Origin of the sequence: Lysinibacillus sp. IITD104, assembly GCF_036698265.2 — a bacterium.
GTDB lineage: Bacteria > Bacillota > Bacilli > Bacillales_A > Planococcaceae > Lysinibacillus > Lysinibacillus boronitolerans.
In genome coordinates, this window is sequence record NZ_JBAHYH020000001.1 from 123312 (window position 1) to 141709 (window position 18398).

Below are 18398 nucleotides of genomic sequence, written 5' to 3' on the forward strand. Positions count from 1 at the left end.
CCGAATTTGAATTCATTCAAATTCGGATTTCTCACTAATTGAAGCTAGTTATGTCCCAGCCTCGTTACCTATTATTAAAGGAAATACGTTAATTTGTTAATGGAATAAATGTGCAGCTCATGCATAGCTCTCGTACACGCCGTATAGAAATAGTACCGTTCGCTTTCTCTTGAGTAATTAGCGGCAGATGCATTATAGATGATTACCGCATCAAATTCGATCCCTTTCGCCATGTAAGCTGGAAGTAATAAAATACCCTTCTTAAACTGCTTTGAATTATGGTTGATTAATTGAATATCTACTCGATTGTTTAATTGCTTATAAACGGCAGAGCATTCGGCTGCGGTTTTACAGATGACAGCGATTGTTTCAAATTTAATAGATAAATGGTTGATGTCTTGAATAATTTGATCCATTAATTCCACTTCATTTGGCACGATAGTAATCGATGGTTCAGGGCCAGTTCGGTTAAATGCTTCTACTTCACTACCATCATTCAATATTTTGGCAGTGAGTTGTATGATTTGCTTTGTCGAACGATAGCTTTTGGTTAATATCATTTTTTCTGCCTGCTCACCATATAATTGAGTGTCGAGTAGAGAAGGATTATTAAAGGTATGTGGATGAATCGTTTGGTGGCCATCACCTAAAATGGTCATACGTGCTTTTGGGAATAACTGCTGTAATACAGTAAGTTGAAATGGCGAATAATCCTGTGCTTCATCTATTAACACATGACGGATCATCCTATTGGTCTGTTGTCCTTCAATTTTGTCCTGTAAATATAAAAATGGTGCAGTATCCTCATAGGCAATCAAACGCTTTGCTAAATTAGGGAGTGTTTGCTGACAAATATCTTCCCAATTGTCTGGCATAAGGTGTTGTAAATCCTTGTTAATAGAACTGTTCAATTCAAAGAGCTGTCGATAAATACCTAACATATGAACAAACTTTAACTTGTTAACAGAGTTACGTAATGGTTTAAAGTGTTTTTTGACAATTTGTCTCGCTAATTTATAGCGTTCTTGATCAAAATCGTCAAATGAATTTTCAGTATAGCGACCCTCGTATAAAAGTTCACTATAAGATTTGGAGTAGTCTTCTTTATCTAATAGCTCAGTAGCTTCTTCTACCCATTCCTTTGTACGCTCAGCCTTTTCCAATTTCGTTAGTTGCTGCAACAACCATTCTTTTACTAATTGTAGGCGATCTGGTATCGACATAGTAGAAGGGAAAGAATAGAAGTATTCGGTAATTTCCTGTGCAGTAATAATCCGTTCTCCACGAAAAACGATATTTTTAAATAACAAGCCTTTATCGGATAAATAACTCGCATATTGATCGATTAAATGCTTATAAGCGAGACTCGCTTTAAAAGAAATGATGCTTAATTTTGTTTGATACTGAGCATCATCCTTTTCTGTTAACAGTTCTTCAAGTTGCTCATAAGGATACTCTAATTGAAACTGTTTACCTAATCGTTTTTCAGCATATTCTATAAACGTTAACTGCTGCATATTGTCTTCACCTAAATCAGGTAAGACAGAATGAACATATTGATTAAAAAGTTGGTTAGGTGTAATTAGCAGAATTTGATCGGCAGTCATTTCATCACGATAACGATAAAGTAGATAAGCTACCCGCTGTAAGGCTACAGCTGTTTTGCCACTACCTGCCACACCTTCAACAATAAGATAGCGTGAATTTACATGGCGAATAATTTTATTTTGCTCTGCTTGGATTGTCGCAACAATACTACGAATATGCTCATTTGCATTTTGCGCAAGGATATCGAGCAGTAGGTCATCACCAATTGTAAGGCCCGTATTAAACATGGATTGTAGTTGACCATTTTTAATAATAAATTGCCGTTTTAACAGCATTTCTCCATGAATTTCTTCACCTAAAGTTTCGTAGGATGCATCACCAGGTGTGTAATCATAATACATACTTGATATAGGCGCTCGCCAATCAAAAATGACGATATTTTCATCCTGTTTATCCAATAATGTGGCTACACCGATATAAATTTTTAAAGGGTCTTGTTGACCATCTTGTAAAAAGTCAATACGAGCAAAATAGGGTGACTGTTGTAAACGTTCATATACCTTTACATTACGAATTGCACGTTCCTGTGCAAGCTCTGAGTCAGATAAAAGCTCTGCCTGCTGCTTAATTGCAAAAAAGGTTTCGTCTACATCCTCGGCAGTATCTAAATTGACTCTGACATCGTTCCAAAAGGATTTCTTTAAGGCAACAGCATTTTCTTTGAAGCCTTTTTCTTTATGCTCTAACTCTTTTATTTTGTGAACAATGATGTTTAAAGAATCCTCAAGGTGCTGCTTTTCTTCTAGCCATTCTTTTTGATTTTCCAACGTTTACTCACATTCCTCTCCATAGTTATTTGCTTCCTTTGACAGTAACCCTCACCTCAATAGATGGTGAGAAGAGCGTAATTGTGATGCTTTTTTAACTGGTTGTCCCACCATCCCTTTGAATAAAGTGAAAGTATCTAACGCTGGTCATGAGAAGGGTGGATTGAATCAGGAAATTTATCATACATCTACTTCGGAAAGAAGTATAGTCTAGAAATTATTGTAAATTTATGATACAATAACTGTGTAAGGTAATAAGATATTGATATATAGAGACTGCTCTACAAAAAGGTGGAGCAGTCTTTTTTATATGTAATATTGCTTCATATTATGACTGATTATAATAAATTGTTATTAAAAATAAGTGGATGAAATGCTCTTAAGACACTAAAGAATGTGGCATGCCATACGATATAGAAACTTGAAGGGAGGTGAAAAAATGAAGGTGATCTTTACAGTAGGGTTGCCCGGGAGTGGAAAAAGTACATTTGTGAAACAGCTAGCTAAAAATGAAAATGCAATTGTTCTATCAAGCGACGCTATACGTCAGGAGTTATTTGGGGATTCAACGAAGCAAAAGTCACGTATAGTCTTTCGTACGTTATATGAACGTCTTAATGACTTAGTAGCAAAAGGGTTTTCTGTCATTGTGGATGCAACCAATATTGAACGAGAGCGCAGGATGTTTGCACTTCGTAAAATACCAAGTACAGTGCAGAAGGTATGTTATTACTTTGATACACCTTATTCAATCTGTGTAGCTAGAAACCAGCAAAGGAAAAGACATGTACCATTAATCGTGATGGAAAAAATGAGAAAGCATTTAGAGTTCCCGACAGTAGGAGAAGGGTTTAATGAATTGCATATTATTCATGAATCAAGTCCCTATGATCTTTCTCGACAACAATTTGTTTCACTCATACAAGGCCACCCCACCTATGAAGAGCTTTTTCAAACACTTCAAGCAGTCCCACTTTTCAAAGAAATTTATCAATTCGATCAAGAAAACCCATTCCATCAATTTTTACTATGTCAGCATACGTATTTTGTGTACGCGTATATCAATGAGTACTACTCAGAAAGCGATAAATTAGCTCTACAAATAGCTGCATTGTTTCATGATGTTGGTAAACCAGCTTGTAAAAAATATAAACCTTTGCAACAGCGTTATGGTTATTTTGGGCATGAAAATGTCTCTGCTCAACTGGTTTGCCATTTTCTATTAGAGTTGGGCTTTGAAAAGGACTTTGTATTAAAGGTTGTTCATTTAGTGCAATTTCATATGTTAATCCAGTATGGGGGAGATAGAGGTGGAAGCCAAATTTATCATTTATTAGATGGTGATTTATTAACAAGGCTTTATTTTTTCCGTGAGGCAGATCAATTTGCCAAGTAAACATTGGGAAAGGGAGGTGAAAATATGACGAAATTCATGAAATACCCAAGAAGTTTTCATTTACCATGGAGCAGGGGCTATACCGATGATGATAAAGTTGCTAGAAATGTGAATCATTTTATTGGAAAGGAGGTTGTTGTCACTGAAAAGTTAGATGGAGAGGGGACAACACTTTACAGAGACTATATGCATGCTAGAAGTATTCATTCAGCCAACCATCCTTCTAGACATTGGGTAAAAACATTTCACGCGAATTTTGCGTATCGGATTCCAAAGGACTGGCGCTTATGTGGTGAAAATGTTTATGCCAAGCATTCTATTTATTATCAAGGATTAACAAGCTATTTCTATTTGTTTAGCATTTGGAATGAAGAAAATATTTGTTTGAGCTGGGATGAAACCGTGGCCTTTGCAGCAGCGTTAGGTATAGAAACAGTGCCCGTTTTATACCGAGGGATTTTTGACGAAGAACAGATAAAACGTACATTCACTGGAAAATCATTCTTTGAAGGGGAACAAGAGGGGTATGTCATTAGAAATACTAGCTCATTCCATTACGAAGATTTCCGTTATAATTTAGGGAAATTTGTGAGACCGCAACATGTTCAAACAAGTGAGCATTGGCTAAGAGAAGAAATTATTCCAAATAAATTAAAATCCTAATCAATTAAGAAGAGAAGGGACTGAGCACAATGTAATACTATAGCAAGCATTCAATAATCTTCTATTACGAGGTAGGTGCAAGGAGTGCATATCCCTATTCAATGGGAGTACGGGTTCGATTCCTGTTATCCTCACCATAAAAAAATGAACTCTCTTCATTAGGACGAGAGTTCATTTTTGTTTGTTTATTTAGTGTAATTATCGAAGTAGCCTTGAATGTAAATCATTGGTGTTCCTTTGTCACCCGAACCAGATGTAAGGTCAGATAGGGAACCGATAAGATCTGTTAAACGACGAGGCGTTGTTCCTTGTGCAGCCATTTGTCCTGTTAAATCTTCATCTTTATTTTGAATGTATTCAGAAATAGCAGCCTTTAGTTCTTCGCCTCGAAGGTCTGCAAAATCATTGTCTGCTAAGTATTTCAATTTAACCTCGTTCGGTGTTCCCTGTAATCCAGCTGTGAATGCTGGGGATACAACAGGATCTGCAAGCTCCCAAATTTTACCTACAGGGTCCTTGAATGCGCCGTCGCCATAAATCATAACTTCTACTGTTTTTCCTGTAGCTTCTTTAATTTTTGCTTGGATTCCATCAACAATCGGTTGGCAAGTATGCGGGAATAATTTTACGCTATCCTCTGTAGCTTTGTTTGAGCCAAGTAGACCATACTCAGCATTGAAACCAGAGCCATTAATTGATTCAGCTAAAATATTATCAAGGCTGTAAACTTTTTCTGCACCGTTCGCTGTTAGAATACGTTTTGTGCGGAAGCGTGAATGAATATCACATGTTAAGATACTCTTTGTGTAATTTAAAATTGTTTTTGGATTATTTGAGAAGATGACCTCACACGTAGCCCCTTCTGCTTCGATTAACTCTTTATAGTATTCAATATAATCTACACCAGTAAATGTGTGTTTTTTATAGCCAAAATGCTCGCGGAATTCAACCTCATTGAGTGTATCCGTCCATGGGTTAATGCCTTTTACATCGAGCTCATCAATATCTACAAGGTGATTACCCACTTCATCAGATGGGTAGCTTAGCATTAATACTACCTTTTTTACACCTTTAGCGATGCCTCGTAAACAATTGGCGAAGCGGTTTCGACTTAAGATGGGGAAAATAACGCCTACCGTATCATCACCGAACTTAGCCTTTACATCTATGGCAATATCATCAATCGTAGCATAGTTTCCTTGTGCACGTGCCACGACAGATTCAGTTACTGTCACAATATCACGATCCTCGATTGCATATCCTTCAATTTGTGCAGCATTTAACACTGTATCTACAACAATTTGCTCAATATTATCGCCTTCGTTAATAATAGGACCACGAAGACCTCTTACAACTGTACCGATTACACGTTCCAATTTAATCTCTCCTCATTCTATCTTGCGTAAAGTGAAATAAAATCCATATGATTTTACTATAAGGCTCGTTAATGATATAAGTAAAATTAATAGTTCATATAATAGCTATAAGGGGTGCTTATATGATAGGGAAATTAGATTTATATCGTGTTTTTAGTGTTGTAGCAAAAAATAATAGCTTTTCTAGTGCAGCAAAAGATTTATATATGACACAGCCAGCTGTAAGTCAGGCAATGATGCAATTAGAAAATGAGCTTGGCACACGTCTTTTTAATCGAACCCCTAAAGGTGTGACATTAACAACAGAGGGTAGCCTACTTTTTGAATATACTAATTCTGCTTTAGGGCTTTTAGATGCTGGTGAAGAAAAGTTACTTGAATTCAAAAATTTAACAACTGGGCAATTAAAAATAGGGGTAGGTGATACGATCTCACGCTTCTTTTTAATGCCTTATTTAGAAGCATTCCATACAATGTATCCGAATATTAAATTGCAAATGCTAAATGGTACAACCTCTGAAATTTGTAATTTTATTAAATCAGGTGAGGTAGATATAGGGTTTTGTAATTTTCCAATAGAAGATTCAACATTAAAGTTGACGGTATGTACAGATATTCAGGATATTTTTGTCTGTGGGGAAAAATATAAAACACTTTCGTCTAAAAGTTTAAGCTATGAGGATCTTTTGAAATTTCCACTTATCTTTTTAGAGAAAAAGTCGAATTCACGGAAGTATGTGGAAGATTATCTTTTTGCAAGAGGCGTTCACATAGAGCCAGAGTTTGAGCTAGGCTCACATGACTTGGTACTAGAATTTGCGCGTAGTAACCTTGGCATTGCATGTGTAACAAAGGAATTTTCAAGGGACTATCTACAACGAGGTCTTCTTTATGAATTAACTTTAATGGAAAGTATCCCCACAAGAAGTATTGGTATGTGTTATTTGAAGACAGTACCCCTTTCTAGAGCAGCAATGAAATTTGTTGAAATCATTGAAAATAAACATTTTAATACGAGAAGAACCATAAAAAGAGCTTAGCGACGAGAAAAAAATCGCTATGCTTTTTTTATTAAGCTATCAATCAATATGTCGACATTGCGTTTATTTTTCATGGTAGGTGAGCAAAGATAAGAAAATGTTCGCATAAAGTGCTGGCCTTCAAGGCGCAGAATAGTCATATCTCCATTTTTTAATTCACGTTCTATCACACAGGCAGACAATAAAGAAAGACCAAGTCCCTGCATTACACTCTCCTTCACGCCCTGATTACTGCTAATAGTCAAAAGCGAATGAATCTGCAAACCATTTGCTCTGAATAAATGATCCAGATAATAACGTGTTCCAGAGCCTTCTTCACGCGCAACCCAGCTTTGCTGCTGGAGTTTATCAGCAGTCAGAGGTTGTTGCTTTGTAAGAGGATGATTACTGTCGCTAACAATAAATAACTCATCCTGCATAAATGGCTTAATGACTAGTTCATTATCATGAGCCTGACCTTCAATTAGACCAATATCGACTTGCAGTAATTTTGTATATTGAATGATTTCCTTTGTATTGCCAATAATAATTTGAAGTTCAAGTTGTGGGAATCGTTGCTGTAAGCTTGCAATGATTGGAGGCAATATATATTCGCCAATTGTAAAACTTGCCCCAATGACTAGCGTACCTTGTACCTCTTGATGATAGGCAGCGATATCTTCTTTTGCAGCTTCAGCTATCGCCATGATTTGCTTTGCTCGTTTATAAAGAATTTCACCAGTTGGTGTAATTTGCACCGATTTTGGGGAGCGAATAAATAAGGTTGTTTGTAATTCTTGCTCTAGATTCTTAATGTGTAAGCTAACACTTGGTTGTGAAATATGAAGTTTTTCAGAGGTCTTCGTAAAATTATTGACTTCAACCAGTGTGATAAATGTTTTTAAAGCATCCAATTGCATATTTTCACCTCTATTATTAGAAATATTAATAATAATAATTATATATATGTATTTTACTAATAGTGCACGCTTTATTAAAGTAATAATCAACAAGGGAGAAAGAAGTGAACATCATGGTTAATAGACAGAATAAAGTAAAATCCACACTTAATCCAAATTTCTTGAAGGGAATATTGTTAACACTCCTTATTGCTTTAGTAGCGAAATATATTGCCATATTTCCTTTCTTTTCGATATTGGGACAGTTGGTTATTGCCATAATATTAGGGATGAGCTGGCGAGCAATATTTAAAGTACAGAATTCATGGCAAGTAGGTATTTCATTTTCTAGCAAGAAGCTATTACGATTCGGTATTATTTTATTGGGTATGCGCTTAAATTTGGCAGACATTTATCATGCGGGAGCAAACGTTTTTTTAATTGCAGTCATTAATTTGCTATTTGCATTAATTGTTGTGTATGGCCTAACAAAAATATTTAAAGTTGATCAGAAGCTAGGGATATTAACTGCTTGTGGGACTGCAATATGTGGAGCTGCTGCAGTAGTGGCAATTGCACCTCAAATTAAGGCAAATGAAAAGGAAACGGCGGTAGGGGCAGCGATTGTTGCGTTATTGGGGACTCTATTTACACTTATTTATACGGTACTCTATTCGATTATCGATTTAACACCTTCTGCGTATGGTATTTTCGCAGGGGGGACATTACATGAAATTGCGCATGTAATTGCAGCTGCATCTGCTGGTGGAAATGAAGCAATTGATATAGCCGTCATTGTGAAATTAACACGTGTTGCCCTGCTCGTACCTGTAGCGATTGTTATTGGTATTTTCTATCGAAGAATGGACAAAAGTGAAGAGAAAAAGGCCTTTTCTTTATCCATCATACCGTGGTTTATTTTAGGGTTTTTAGCGATGAGTGCTATCACCTCTTTAGGGATTATACCAGCGAACGTATCGCAAGCATTTGTAAATATTGCTTATATTTTAATTGCGATGGCAATGGCTGGTTTGGGATTAAATGTTGAAATAAAAACGTTTAAGGAGCTAGGTGTAAAGGCATTTATTGCAGGTTTAATCGGCTCAGTCTGCCTATCCGTACTTGGCTATATATTAGTCATTCTTTTATATTGATTTAATTAATGTTTCGTATACCAAGAAAAAAAGACCCTGCATGATTGTTCAACATGCAGGGCTTTTTAGATAGAATCAGAAGATAATGTATAAGTAATTTAATCGTCGTTCATTAATTTAAAGCTCCAATAGAAGAAGCTAATTCAGCCACCACCATTTTGCTGCCGATAATTGGACTGTCAGCCTTTTCTCCCTCAGAGCCCGAATTTGGGCGTTGATGGGCTGCAGCAAATGCATCGCTATTACGCCATGCTTGGAAATGCTCCTTAGATTCCCAATACATATTAACACTCATTTCATCATAAGTAGGATCATCAGTTGAAATTAATACCTCTACTTTATGAAAGCCTTCAAACTGTTGCAGAGGCCCTGGCTTTGTAAAATTTGGTGCCATTCTCGCAGCAAAACCGGGTTTTACTTGAATACGATTAGTTACAATAATCATGCTTTTACCCCCCTTAATTTCATTTACTAGGTTTTTGAATGAATTATCATTGATTATCATTCGCACTCAATGATAAGTGGCTTAGGAAGACATTGTCAATAGATGTCCTCTATATAATCTGTGCTAGTAGTTTATGGATTATGGATAGGCTGACATTTAACTGACATAATCCGGTGCTATAATGAGTATAAGAGTGAACTAGTAACGAGGTGATCGACTTTGGCTAACATTTTAGTAATAGAGGACGAATATGCAATAAGCCAGGTTTTAAAGGTGTATTTACAAAAGGTGGGTTATAGTGTGACACAATGTTTCAATGGTGGTCAAGCCTTGGTCATGTTTTGTGAAACACAGCCAGACCTAGTGTTGCTCGATATTATGTTACCAGAAAAAAATGGTTGGTCCATTTTAAAGGAAATCAGAGAACGAAGTGTGTGCCCAGTTATCATGTTAACAGCATTAGGTGAGGTTAATTACCGTCTAGAGGGGTTTGATCATGGGGCAGATGATTATATTGCCAAGCCTTTTATCGCAGATGAAGTTGTTGCAAGAGTGAGGGCTGTTTTAAGACGTGCTAAAGGTAGTCCAGATTCATCTACTATTAAGCAGTATGGGTCTCTAGTGATTGATTGTAAAGCGCATAAAGTGCTTTTGGGCGGAGAAGAGATTGTATTAACGCCAAGAGATTTATCTGTGCTTATGTTTTTAGCTGACCACCCTAATCAAACATTTACCCGTGATCAGCTTATTGATCAAGTGTGGGGATGGGAGTATGAGGGTAGTGATCGTGCCGTAGATTTAGCTATAAAGAGACTTAGGAAGGCTTTAAAAGAATGGGATGAGGCGGAAGGGGAAATAAAGACACTACGTGGATTGGGGTATCAGCTAAGTGTTCAAAAAAAATAAGCGAATATCCTTACTTCAATATTGGACGAGCCGATATTTACTAACACTTTTTATAGGCTTAGCTATTATTTCTTTGATCTCCGCAACGTGGATTCGTCATACAACATTTGAAAATCGATTAGAATTAATGGAGTTTTTAGCAGACGAGACGGTCTATCGTTTAACGGATGCAACAAATCCTAATAATGGACCTATAAATGGTATTCCAGGTTTCATAGGGGATCGTCAGCGTTTTAATATGAAAGAGATCGATCCAATTTTGTATGTTGTAGATACTGAGGGAAATATACTGACAAGCAACCGTCCAGTACCACCTGGTAGTGCCAAAAATGTAGCTGGCTTGTTGGATGGAAAAGAAGGTACTAAGGAAATAAAGGATGGACTTGAGCCTGAATATGTAGTGAAAAGAAAGATAGAAAATAATAATGAGTTATTGGGCTGGGCCCTGGTGATGGAGAAGAAGGAGAATTTAACAAGGGTTAACCAAGCATATGGACAGCTTGCCATATTAATTGGAGCATTAGCATTATTAGGCTGGATCGCTATTTACTTTCTGTCAAAGCGCTTAGCCAATCCCATTAAACAAGTAGCAGAGGCTGCCAAACATGTACAGGAAGGCAATTATGCAATTGATTTGCCTCAAGATAGTAAGGAAAAAGAGGTCTATGAGCTTGTTTCCTCCTTTAAAAATATGGCAAATAAACTAGAGCAGCTGGAGAAAACTCGAACGGAATTACTGGCAGGTGTCACCCATGAGTTGAAAACACCTGTCACCTCTATAAGTGGATTATTACAGGCTGTAAGAGGTGGTGTTGTAACGGGTCAGGATGCTATGGAATTCATTGAAATGGCTATGGTCGAAACGACAAAAATGAAAACAATGGTTGGTGACTTACTTGCCTTTAACCATTTTGCTGTCGATGCTATTCCTGTGCAGATAGAGTCAGTAGATATTAATCAGCTACTGCAAGATTCAGTGGCACAGTGGAAAGTAATGCAGGAAGATGAACATGTGAAAGTTGATTTACATTTGTTGGAACAGCCTTTGCTTGTACAGATAGATATTGTTCGTATCCAACAAATCATTACAAACCTATTAACCAACGCTAAACAGGCGATGGACAAAGGAACAATAACCTTGACGGTGATAGATAAGGGGGAAACTCTGTCGGTGATGGTGAAGGACACAGGACATGGAATCCCTCTAGAGGATCAGGCATTTATTTTTGAGCGTTTTTATAGAGGAGAAAATAAAAAATATACTGTTCGAGGGTTGGGTTTAGGATTACCACTTAGTAAAATGATGGCCCAATCTGTTGGAGGAGAGTTGCGATTAATCGAAAGCAATCCCTCTGGAACACATTTTGAATTAGTATTGCAAAAGGCTACTACGCTATAAGAGCGTAGTAGCCTTTTAATGTTGGTTTAACCTGTCTCCCAGAAATCTGCTTTGTGTTGTAAAAGATAGTTGAAGAATTTGTAAAGCTGACATCTGCCTGACACAAAAGCTCTTTATAGTAAACGATGTGGACGAGCAATGAACAAAGGGACGAGCAGCATTAAAGGTTTATCAGTCTGATACTAATATGAGTAGGGAGAGTGATGAAATGCCAATAGTTACTTCATTTAATCCAAATGGTCGCCAAGAAATTAAACAAGCGATCTCCTATCCAGATTATGCGTTATTAAAAGCCAAGCTTCAGCATGTTATGCAACGAGATAAGCATGCTGGCTTAGACGGTAAATATTTGATTCGTAGTACGTACTTCGATAATTTTGCCAATAAAGTGTTAAATGAGAAAAAAGAAGGCTTTATTAATCGAGATAAATATCGGGTACGCATATACGGTAAGTCTAGTGACGTTATTAATCTGGAGCGGAAGAGTAAGCGTAACAATGTTACCTTTAAAACAAAATGTTCAATATCTCAAGCTGAATATGAAAAACTACGTATTGGCGAGATAGCCTGGATGGAGAATGACGACCGAGCGCTAATTCGAGATTTATATCAAGTGATGAATTACAGCCAGCTGAGACCTACTACGGTAGTGGATTACGAGCGAGAAGCCTATATCTATCCGTTTGGCAATGTGCGTGTGACATTTGATAGTAAGGTGCAATCGAGTCTACGCAACACGGATATGTTTAATCAAAACTTACCAATGGTCGATGTGCTTGAGCCGAATCTTGTAATTTTAGAGGTAAAGTACGACGAATATTTACCAGACATTATCAAGTATTTACTGCAGTCAGTGGATACTCGTGCTGAGGCCTATTCAAAATATCAACTTAGTCGTATGTACGGCTAATAATAAAGGAGAATGAAAAATGGATACAATTAAATTTAGTGATATTTTTAAATCCAACTTTTTAGAAAAAACAACCTCATTTTCATTAATCGATTCAATTATTGGTCTAGTAGTCGCATTTTTTATTGGGCTTTTTATTTATGCTGTTTATAAGAAGACCTTTAATGGAGTTATTTACTCACATTCATTCAATATCTCACTACTTATAATGACAATGGCAACAGCACTAGTGATTATGGGAATCAGTTCAAATGTTCTGCTGTCACTTGGTATGGTTGGTGCATTATCTATTGTACGTTTCCGTACACCTATTAAGGATCCAATGGATTTAGTCTATATTTTCTGGGCAATTGTTTCAGGTATTTTATGTGGTGCTGGCTTTATTCCATTAGTGATTATTGGTGCAGTTTTAATCGGACTTGTATTGCTAATATTCGTTAATAAAATAACGGTAGAAAATCCGTATTTACTGATTGTAAAGCTTGAAGAAGAGTTGGCTAATGCTGAAATTGAGCGAATTATTGCCGCGCAAACAAAAAAATTCGCTCTGAAATCGAAATCCATTATGCAACAGAATGAAATCGAAACAACTTATGAAATTCGTGTAAAACAAAATGATGCAAAATTGATGGATGAACTAACAAAGGTAGCTGGTGTAAAATCAGCCATTATGCTGAGCTATGATGGGAATTTCACAGCGTAATGATCTTATTAACAAATAGAACTACGATGAGAGGTGACGGCTATGATTAAAACACGAATTGTCTATCTATGCATGGCAATTTTACTCCTTCTCTTTGTCGTGATATATGCTGTACTCCCGAATATAGGCATTGAAACGAAAAATTCTGAGTTTTCCTATGAGAAAATAGTATTTAATAGCAATAAAGTAACCACTGTAGATATCGAGATCGCCGAGGAAGATTGGGCGGATATGCTGGCAAAATGCTTCTGCTGAAGAATTAAAACAAGCAGATATTACTGTAAACGGCAAGAAAATTGAGAATGTTGCTATTCGTACAAAGGGCAATCTATCATTACGATCGGTTGTTAATAGTGATTCAGATCGCTATAGCTTAAAAATCGATTTTGATTATTATGATGATACACAAAGCTTATATGGCTTAAAAAAATTAAATTTAAATAATAATTATAGTGACTCTACATTAATGAGAGAGTATATCTCCTATGAACTGATGGAGCAAATGGGTTTACCAACACCAGCACACTCCTATATGTATGTCACAGTGAATGGTGAGGAGCGGGGCTTGTTTTTAGGGGTAGAAGCTGTAGATGAGACATTCCTGGCTAATAATTACGGCTCTAATGATGGCTTTTTATTTAAGCCAGATGGGACAGGCAGTGATTTAAAATATATTAGCGACGATATTGAAGACTATACAGGTATCGGATTAAAAACAAATGAAGGTAATATTGATCAATCCAAGTTGGTTGAAATGCTAGATGCCATTAATAATGGTGGAGACATAGAAAAATATATTGATGTTGATGAAATGTTACGTTATTTTGCCGTCAATACAGCACTTGTGAATTTAGACAGTTATCAAGGGAATATGAAACATAACTATTATTTATATGAACAGAACGGTGTGTTTTCTATTATTCCTTGGGATTACAACATGTCCTTTGGTGGCTTTGGGGCTGGAGGCGGTAGAATAGCAGGAGGAAACGGCGAAAATCTAGCTGACGCTTCTACTAATATGGAAAAACCATTGGCACAAAAAAATGGACAATCCGATCAAGCTGTTGATGGGGGTATGAAAAAAGAAGGTGCCGGCTTCAACATGGGCATGTCGGGCAACCTATTAGATGATAGTGCTATTAATTTTAGTGTGATTACGCCTGTTTCTGGCACAACTTTAGAGGAGCGGCCACTCCTGAATGTATTGCTTTCGAATGAGGAATATCGTGCCAAATATGAAGGTTATTTAGAAGAGCTAGCAACAACTTATTTAACAGAAGATTATGTGCAATCTATTACTAAAAAGTTAGCTGTGCTATTAACAACTTATGTTGAGGCAGATCCAACCAAATTCTCCACTACGGAGCAGTTTTTAGAAGCAGTTGAAGGCGAAAATAGCTTGCCTGCATTTGCTAAACAGCGCTCAGAATCTATATTAAAGCAACTGTCTGGAGAGCTTGTAGTGGAAGCATCTACGTTTTCTCAGGGCAATACGGGTACGCAAATGCCAAATAAAGATGGTGAAATGAATTCGATGCCAGACAATTTTGATCCAAGTCAGCTGCCAGAGGACTTTGACCCAGCAAAGAGCCCGCCTTTAGATGGCGAGGGTCCGAGAGCAGGACAAAATGGAGAACAAATGCAACCTCCTAATGGAAATGGAGCTCCAATGGGAATGCCTGGTGTAAATAGTAAAGCTGCGAATCAGGAGCCTGTTATTGATAAAAATACAGTGTTTACGGCCATTACATGTCTAGTGCTACTCCTTATCGCTCTTCTCTTTGTTGTCAAATTTAAACGTAGAGGTCGTTAGAAAATAACCATATCCAATAGCTTTGGGTATGGTTTTTGCTTTTTATCGTGTTAAAATAAAGCATTCTTTTTCTGAGGAGTCTTTTCATATGAATGAACAGCAATTTGATAAACATTTGCATATAAGCACAGTGGGAGAGCAATATGGTTTTCCTAAGCTTGCGCATTATCATCGTTACGAGCCAACGCCCTACAGCGGGTTGGAGCAATTATTCGCTTCGTATCAGATGCCTGACAATCCAGTATTTATTGATATGGGATGCGGGAAAGGGCGAGTTCCTATTTATGTGCACCATAAGTTCCATATACCAACCATTGGGATAGAGATGGATGCAGGATTTTATACTGAGGCTGAAGAAAACAAACGTAGTTATCTTCAAAAAATGAGAGCGCATGCCCCTATTAAGTTTATTCATACAATAGCCGAGGCATATGAAATAAAGTCACGTGATAATGTGTTTTTCTTTTTTAATCCTTTTTCCATCCATATTTTTCGCACAGTCATTCATAATATTTGGAAATCCTATGAGCAACGAATGCGAGACATTCATATAATTTTATATTATCCGCCTTACGATTATTTACAATTTCTACATCGTGGTACACCATTTGAATTGCTTCATGAAGTGCAAATAGAAAATGAAACAAATCTTAATGAGCGCCTTTGTGTGTTTGAATTAAAAAAAGCTTAGAGTATAGGGAAACCCACTCTAAGCTTTTTACTATTTAAAGTACAGATACAAGTAGTTACTTGTAGTTTTATGATTATTTTCAGGGAAATAATTTTAATAGTTGGGAGTTCTTTAAAGTAATTAGACTTTATTGTGAAAAAATAATTTCATCTGATAGTTTTGTACTAGTGTATAGTTTGAATTAAAAGATAATTCATAAATAACTAATTATACTGAAAAATCACTCTAGACTAAATATAAAGAATGTTTTACAATGAAAAAGGCTTATATGAATAATATTTTTGTTTTGTTTTTAGATAGTTATAAATAATTATTTTGGCTATTGAGTAAATGAATTTAATTGTTTATAATTATCAGAAATATCTAATATTTGAGAAATTTTCAGGGGGAATTTAATTATGAGAGAGAGCAAAAAGCTTAAGAAGTTCGGTTCACTTTTAGTAGCATCTTCATTACTTGCTGGTGTTCTTGCTGGTTGCGGTAACGGAGACGATTCAAGTTCTGGCGGAGGCTCATCATCAGGCGGAGGTTCATCTGATGGCGATACAATTAAAATCGGTGCCAACTTAGAGCTTTCAGGGAATGTAGCATCTTATGGTTCCTCTATTGGGCTAGGTGCAGAACTGGCTGTAAAAGAAATTAATGACGCTGGCGGTATTGATGGTAAGAAAATTGAATTGATTAAAGTAGATAATAAATCAGAGAACTCTGAAGCAACTTCAGCTGCTATTAAACTAGCAACGCAGGATAAAGTAGTAGCAATGCTAGCACCTGCAACTTCAGGTAATACAGTAGCAACTGTTCAAATTGCAAATGATAATAAAATTCCTATTGTTACTGGTTCTGGTACAGCACCGAATATCACAGTAAACGAGGATGGCAGTGTTAATGAATATGCTTTCCGTACATGCTTTATTGACCCATTCCAAGGAATTGTAGCAGCTAACTTTGCTTCAGGTGAGCTAGATGCGAAAAATGTAGCTATTTTCGCAGATAATGCATCAGACTATGCAAAAGGTTTAGCAAAATCCTTTAAAGAAACGATTACGAAGAGTGGCGGAAAAGTTGTAAAAGAAGAAGCTTATGTAGCGAAGGATACAGACTTCCGTACACAATTAACAAATATTAAAGCGGCAAATCCAGACTTTATCTTTATCCCTGGATATTATGAAGAAGTTGGTTTGATTGTTAAACAAGCACGTGAAATGGGCATTGATGTACCTCTAATGGGGGCTGACGGTTGGGACTCTCCAACTTTAATCGAACTAGCTGGCGCGGATGCATTGAATAACACATACATCACAAACCACTATTCTGCTGAAGACCCAGATCAAAAAATTCAAGATTTTGTAAAGGCATTTAAAGCGGCAAATGGTGACAAAGCGCCTGACGCATTCAATGCACTTGGTTATGACACAATTTACTACATTGCGGATGCGATTAAACGTGCAGGCTCTACAGATGGGGAAGCAATTAAAAATGAATTAGCTGCAACAAAAGATCTTTCTTTAGTAACAGGTACTTTCTCAGTTGACGAAAATCATAACCCAATTAAAACAGCAACAGTTCTTGAATTTAAAGACGGTAAACAAGTGTTCAACTCTAAAGTTAATCCTTAATGTTTTGTAAGCAAGGGGGAGGCGGGTAAACACGCCTTCCTTTTTTGTGTGCTAGATAACTAGAATCATAGAGTAAAACATAACTTTTAGTATAGATCTATGTATTTATTTTTCAATTTTCAGAAAATTTAAAGGAGTGAATGCGCATGGAATGGATACAGCAACTTGTGAACGGTATTTCACTTGGAAGTATCTACGCGTTAATAGCGTTAGGGTATACGATGGTATACGGTATTATCAAGCTGATTAACTTTGCTCATGGTGATGTCTTCATGATTGGGTCATTTATTGGCTTTTACGCTATTGCTAAATGGGAGCTTGGCTTCTTCCCAGCATTATTATTGGCGATGTTAGTTTGTGCAATCTTTGGTGTATTAATTGAACGTATTGCCTATAAACGTTTACGAAATGCTACACGTATCGCAGCTTTAATTACAGCGATTGGTGTATCGCTATTAATTGAATATACAACGATTTTCTTCAGAGGTGCTCAACCAGCAGCATATCCTGAGGTTTTCAAAAATAAATCACTAGATATTTTTGGCGTTCAAATCAGCAGTACTTCCATCTTAATTTTATCAGTCGCAGTTGTACTGATGATTCTTTTACAATTCATCGTACATAAAACAAAGATTGGTAAAGCGATGCGTGCCGTTTCCCACGATGCAGATGCAGCTCGCTTAATGGGTATTAACGTTGACAATACAATTTCTGCAACGTTTGCGATTGGTTCAGCTTTAGCTGGTGCAGCAGGTGTTATCTTCGGTGTTTATTATACAAAAATTGACCCGCTAATGGGTGTTATTCCTGGGGTTAAAGCATTTATCGCAGCCGTTCTTGGTGGTATTGGTATCATCCCTGGCGCTATGGTTGGTGGTATGTTACTAGGTGTTGTAGAGTCCTTAGTAAGTGCACTTGGCTTCTCGTTATGGCGTGATGCAGCGGCATTCGTTATTTTAATTTTAATCTTAATCTTCAGACCATCGGGTATCTTTGGTAAAAACGCCCGTGAGAAAGTGTAGGTGAGCGG

The 18398-nt window shown here is 36.8% G+C and carries 17 protein-coding genes; 13 read left to right on the forward strand and 4 right to left on the reverse strand.

Annotation, left to right across the window (positions count from 1 at the left end; genetic code table 11):
• Window positions 1-74 precede the first annotated feature (74 nt).
• Window positions 75-2375, reverse strand: coding sequence for an RNA polymerase recycling motor HelD (gene helD, locus V1L66_RS00585; RefSeq protein ID WP_333005954.1), 2301 nt, complete (start codon window positions 2373-2375; stop codon window positions 75-77).
• Between the two features lie 439 nt (window positions 2376-2814).
• Here helD and V1L66_RS00590 point away from each other — a divergent pair, with 439 nt between their 5' ends.
• Window positions 2815-3771 (forward strand): AAA family ATPase, encoded by a 957-nt coding sequence (locus V1L66_RS00590; protein ID WP_016992078.1) that lies wholly within the window; start codon window positions 2815-2817, stop codon window positions 3769-3771.
• 24 nt (window positions 3772-3795) lie between these two features.
• Window positions 3796-4434, forward strand: a complete 639-nt coding sequence (locus V1L66_RS00595; RefSeq protein ID WP_016992079.1) for an RNA ligase family protein — start codon at window positions 3796-3798, stop codon at window positions 4432-4434.
• A gap of 185 nt (window positions 4435-4619) precedes the next feature.
• Here the strand turns inward: V1L66_RS00595 and V1L66_RS00600 are convergent, their stop codons facing one another.
• Entirely contained in the window at window positions 4620-5810 is a 1191-nt protein-coding gene (locus V1L66_RS00600; protein WP_016992080.1) for a coenzyme F420-0:L-glutamate ligase, read from the reverse strand.
• Window positions 5811-5932: 122 nt separating this feature from the next.
• Here V1L66_RS00600 and V1L66_RS00605 point away from each other — a divergent pair, with 122 nt between their 5' ends.
• Window positions 5933-6850, forward strand: coding sequence for a LysR family transcriptional regulator (locus tag V1L66_RS00605; protein WP_016992081.1), 918 nt, complete (start codon window positions 5933-5935; stop codon window positions 6848-6850).
• Between the two features lie 17 nt (window positions 6851-6867).
• Here V1L66_RS00605 and V1L66_RS00610 read toward each other — a convergent pair whose 3' ends face one another.
• Complete coding sequence (locus V1L66_RS00610; RefSeq protein ID WP_016992082.1) at window positions 6868-7749, reverse strand: LysR family transcriptional regulator; 882 nt, start codon at window positions 7747-7749, stop codon at window positions 6868-6870.
• Between the two features lie 113 nt (window positions 7750-7862).
• On the opposite strand from V1L66_RS00610, the gene V1L66_RS00615 reads away from it, so the two are divergent.
• Complete coding sequence (locus V1L66_RS00615) at window positions 7863-8882, forward strand: YeiH family protein (RefSeq protein WP_333005955.1); 1020 nt, start codon at window positions 7863-7865, stop codon at window positions 8880-8882.
• Between the two features lie 112 nt (window positions 8883-8994).
• Here V1L66_RS00615 and V1L66_RS00620 read toward each other — a convergent pair whose 3' ends face one another.
• On the reverse strand, window positions 8995-9327 hold the full coding sequence (locus V1L66_RS00620; protein WP_016992083.1) for a heme oxygenase: 333 nt from the start codon (window positions 9325-9327) through the stop codon (window positions 8995-8997).
• A 219-nt stretch (window positions 9328-9546) separates the two neighbouring features.
• Here V1L66_RS00620 and V1L66_RS00625 point away from each other — a divergent pair, with 219 nt between their 5' ends.
• From V1L66_RS00625 to V1L66_RS00665, 9 genes are all read left to right on the forward strand, one after another.
• On the forward strand, window positions 9547-10233 hold the full coding sequence (locus V1L66_RS00625) for a response regulator transcription factor (protein ID WP_333005957.1): 687 nt from the start codon (window positions 9547-9549) through the stop codon (window positions 10231-10233).
• Complete coding sequence (locus tag V1L66_RS00630; RefSeq protein WP_333005958.1) at window positions 10217-11632, forward strand: HAMP domain-containing sensor histidine kinase; 1416 nt, start codon at window positions 10217-10219, stop codon at window positions 11630-11632. Before V1L66_RS00625 ends, V1L66_RS00630 begins: the two co-directional genes overlap by 17 nt.
• A gap of 208 nt (window positions 11633-11840) precedes the next feature.
• Window positions 11841-12542, forward strand: coding sequence for a polyphosphate polymerase domain-containing protein (locus V1L66_RS00635; RefSeq protein WP_258859989.1), 702 nt, complete (start codon window positions 11841-11843; stop codon window positions 12540-12542).
• Between the two features lie 19 nt (window positions 12543-12561).
• Window positions 12562-13245 carry a DUF4956 domain-containing protein gene (locus V1L66_RS00640; protein ID WP_258859988.1) on the forward strand — a complete coding sequence of 228 codons (684 nt, stop codon included), beginning with the start codon at window positions 12562-12564 and terminating at the stop codon, window positions 13243-13245.
• Between the two features lie 42 nt (window positions 13246-13287).
• Window positions 13288-13500 carry a hypothetical protein gene (locus V1L66_RS00645; RefSeq protein ID WP_333005961.1) on the forward strand — a complete coding sequence of 71 codons (213 nt, stop codon included), beginning with the start codon at window positions 13288-13290 and terminating at the stop codon, window positions 13498-13500.
• A gap of 55 nt (window positions 13501-13555) precedes the next feature.
• Complete coding sequence (locus V1L66_RS00650; RefSeq protein ID WP_333006058.1) at window positions 13556-15058, forward strand: CotH kinase family protein; 1503 nt, start codon at window positions 13556-13558, stop codon at window positions 15056-15058.
• A gap of 88 nt (window positions 15059-15146) precedes the next feature.
• Entirely contained in the window at window positions 15147-15749 is a 603-nt protein-coding gene (locus tag V1L66_RS00655; protein ID WP_258859986.1) for a class I SAM-dependent methyltransferase, read from the forward strand.
• 398 nt (window positions 15750-16147) lie between these two features.
• Complete coding sequence (locus V1L66_RS00660; RefSeq protein WP_004233542.1) at window positions 16148-17368, forward strand: ABC transporter substrate-binding protein; 1221 nt, start codon at window positions 16148-16150, stop codon at window positions 17366-17368.
• Between the two features lie 146 nt (window positions 17369-17514).
• Entirely contained in the window at window positions 17515-18390 is an 876-nt protein-coding gene (locus tag V1L66_RS00665; RefSeq protein ID WP_016992164.1) for a branched-chain amino acid ABC transporter permease, read from the forward strand.
• Window positions 18391-18398: the final 8 nt, after the last annotated feature.

Excerpts from the sequence above, each read along its gene's own strand:
- V1L66_RS00590 (WP_016992078.1), top strand. The coding sequence starts at position 2,815 with ATGAAGGTGATCTTTACAGTAGGGTTGCCCGGGAGTGGAAAAAGTACA.
- V1L66_RS00595 (WP_016992079.1), top strand. The coding sequence starts at position 3,796 with ATGACGAAATTCATGAAATACCCAAGAAGTTTTCATTTACCATGGAGC.
- V1L66_RS00605 (WP_016992081.1), top strand. The coding sequence starts at position 5,933 with ATGATAGGGAAATTAGATTTATATCGTGTTTTTAGTGTTGTAGCAAAA.
- V1L66_RS00610 (WP_016992082.1), bottom strand. The coding sequence starts at position 7,749 with ATGCAATTGGATGCTTTAAAAACATTTATCACACTGGTTGAAGTCAAT.
- V1L66_RS00615 (WP_333005955.1), top strand. The coding sequence starts at position 7,863 with ATGGTTAATAGACAGAATAAAGTAAAATCCACACTTAATCCAAATTTC.
- V1L66_RS00620 (WP_016992083.1), bottom strand. The coding sequence starts at position 9,327 with ATGATTATTGTAACTAATCGTATTCAAGTAAAACCCGGTTTTGCTGCG.
- V1L66_RS00635 (WP_258859989.1), top strand. The coding sequence starts at position 11,841 with ATGCCAATAGTTACTTCATTTAATCCAAATGGTCGCCAAGAAATTAAA.
- V1L66_RS00640 (WP_258859988.1), top strand. The coding sequence starts at position 12,562 with ATGGATACAATTAAATTTAGTGATATTTTTAAATCCAACTTTTTAGAA.
- V1L66_RS00645 (WP_333005961.1), top strand. The coding sequence starts at position 13,288 with ATGATTAAAACACGAATTGTCTATCTATGCATGGCAATTTTACTCCTT.
- V1L66_RS00655 (WP_258859986.1), top strand. The coding sequence starts at position 15,147 with ATGAATGAACAGCAATTTGATAAACATTTGCATATAAGCACAGTGGGA.
- V1L66_RS00660 (WP_004233542.1), top strand. The coding sequence starts at position 16,148 with ATGAGAGAGAGCAAAAAGCTTAAGAAGTTCGGTTCACTTTTAGTAGCA.
- V1L66_RS00665 (WP_016992164.1), top strand. The coding sequence starts at position 17,515 with ATGGAATGGATACAGCAACTTGTGAACGGTATTTCACTTGGAAGTATC.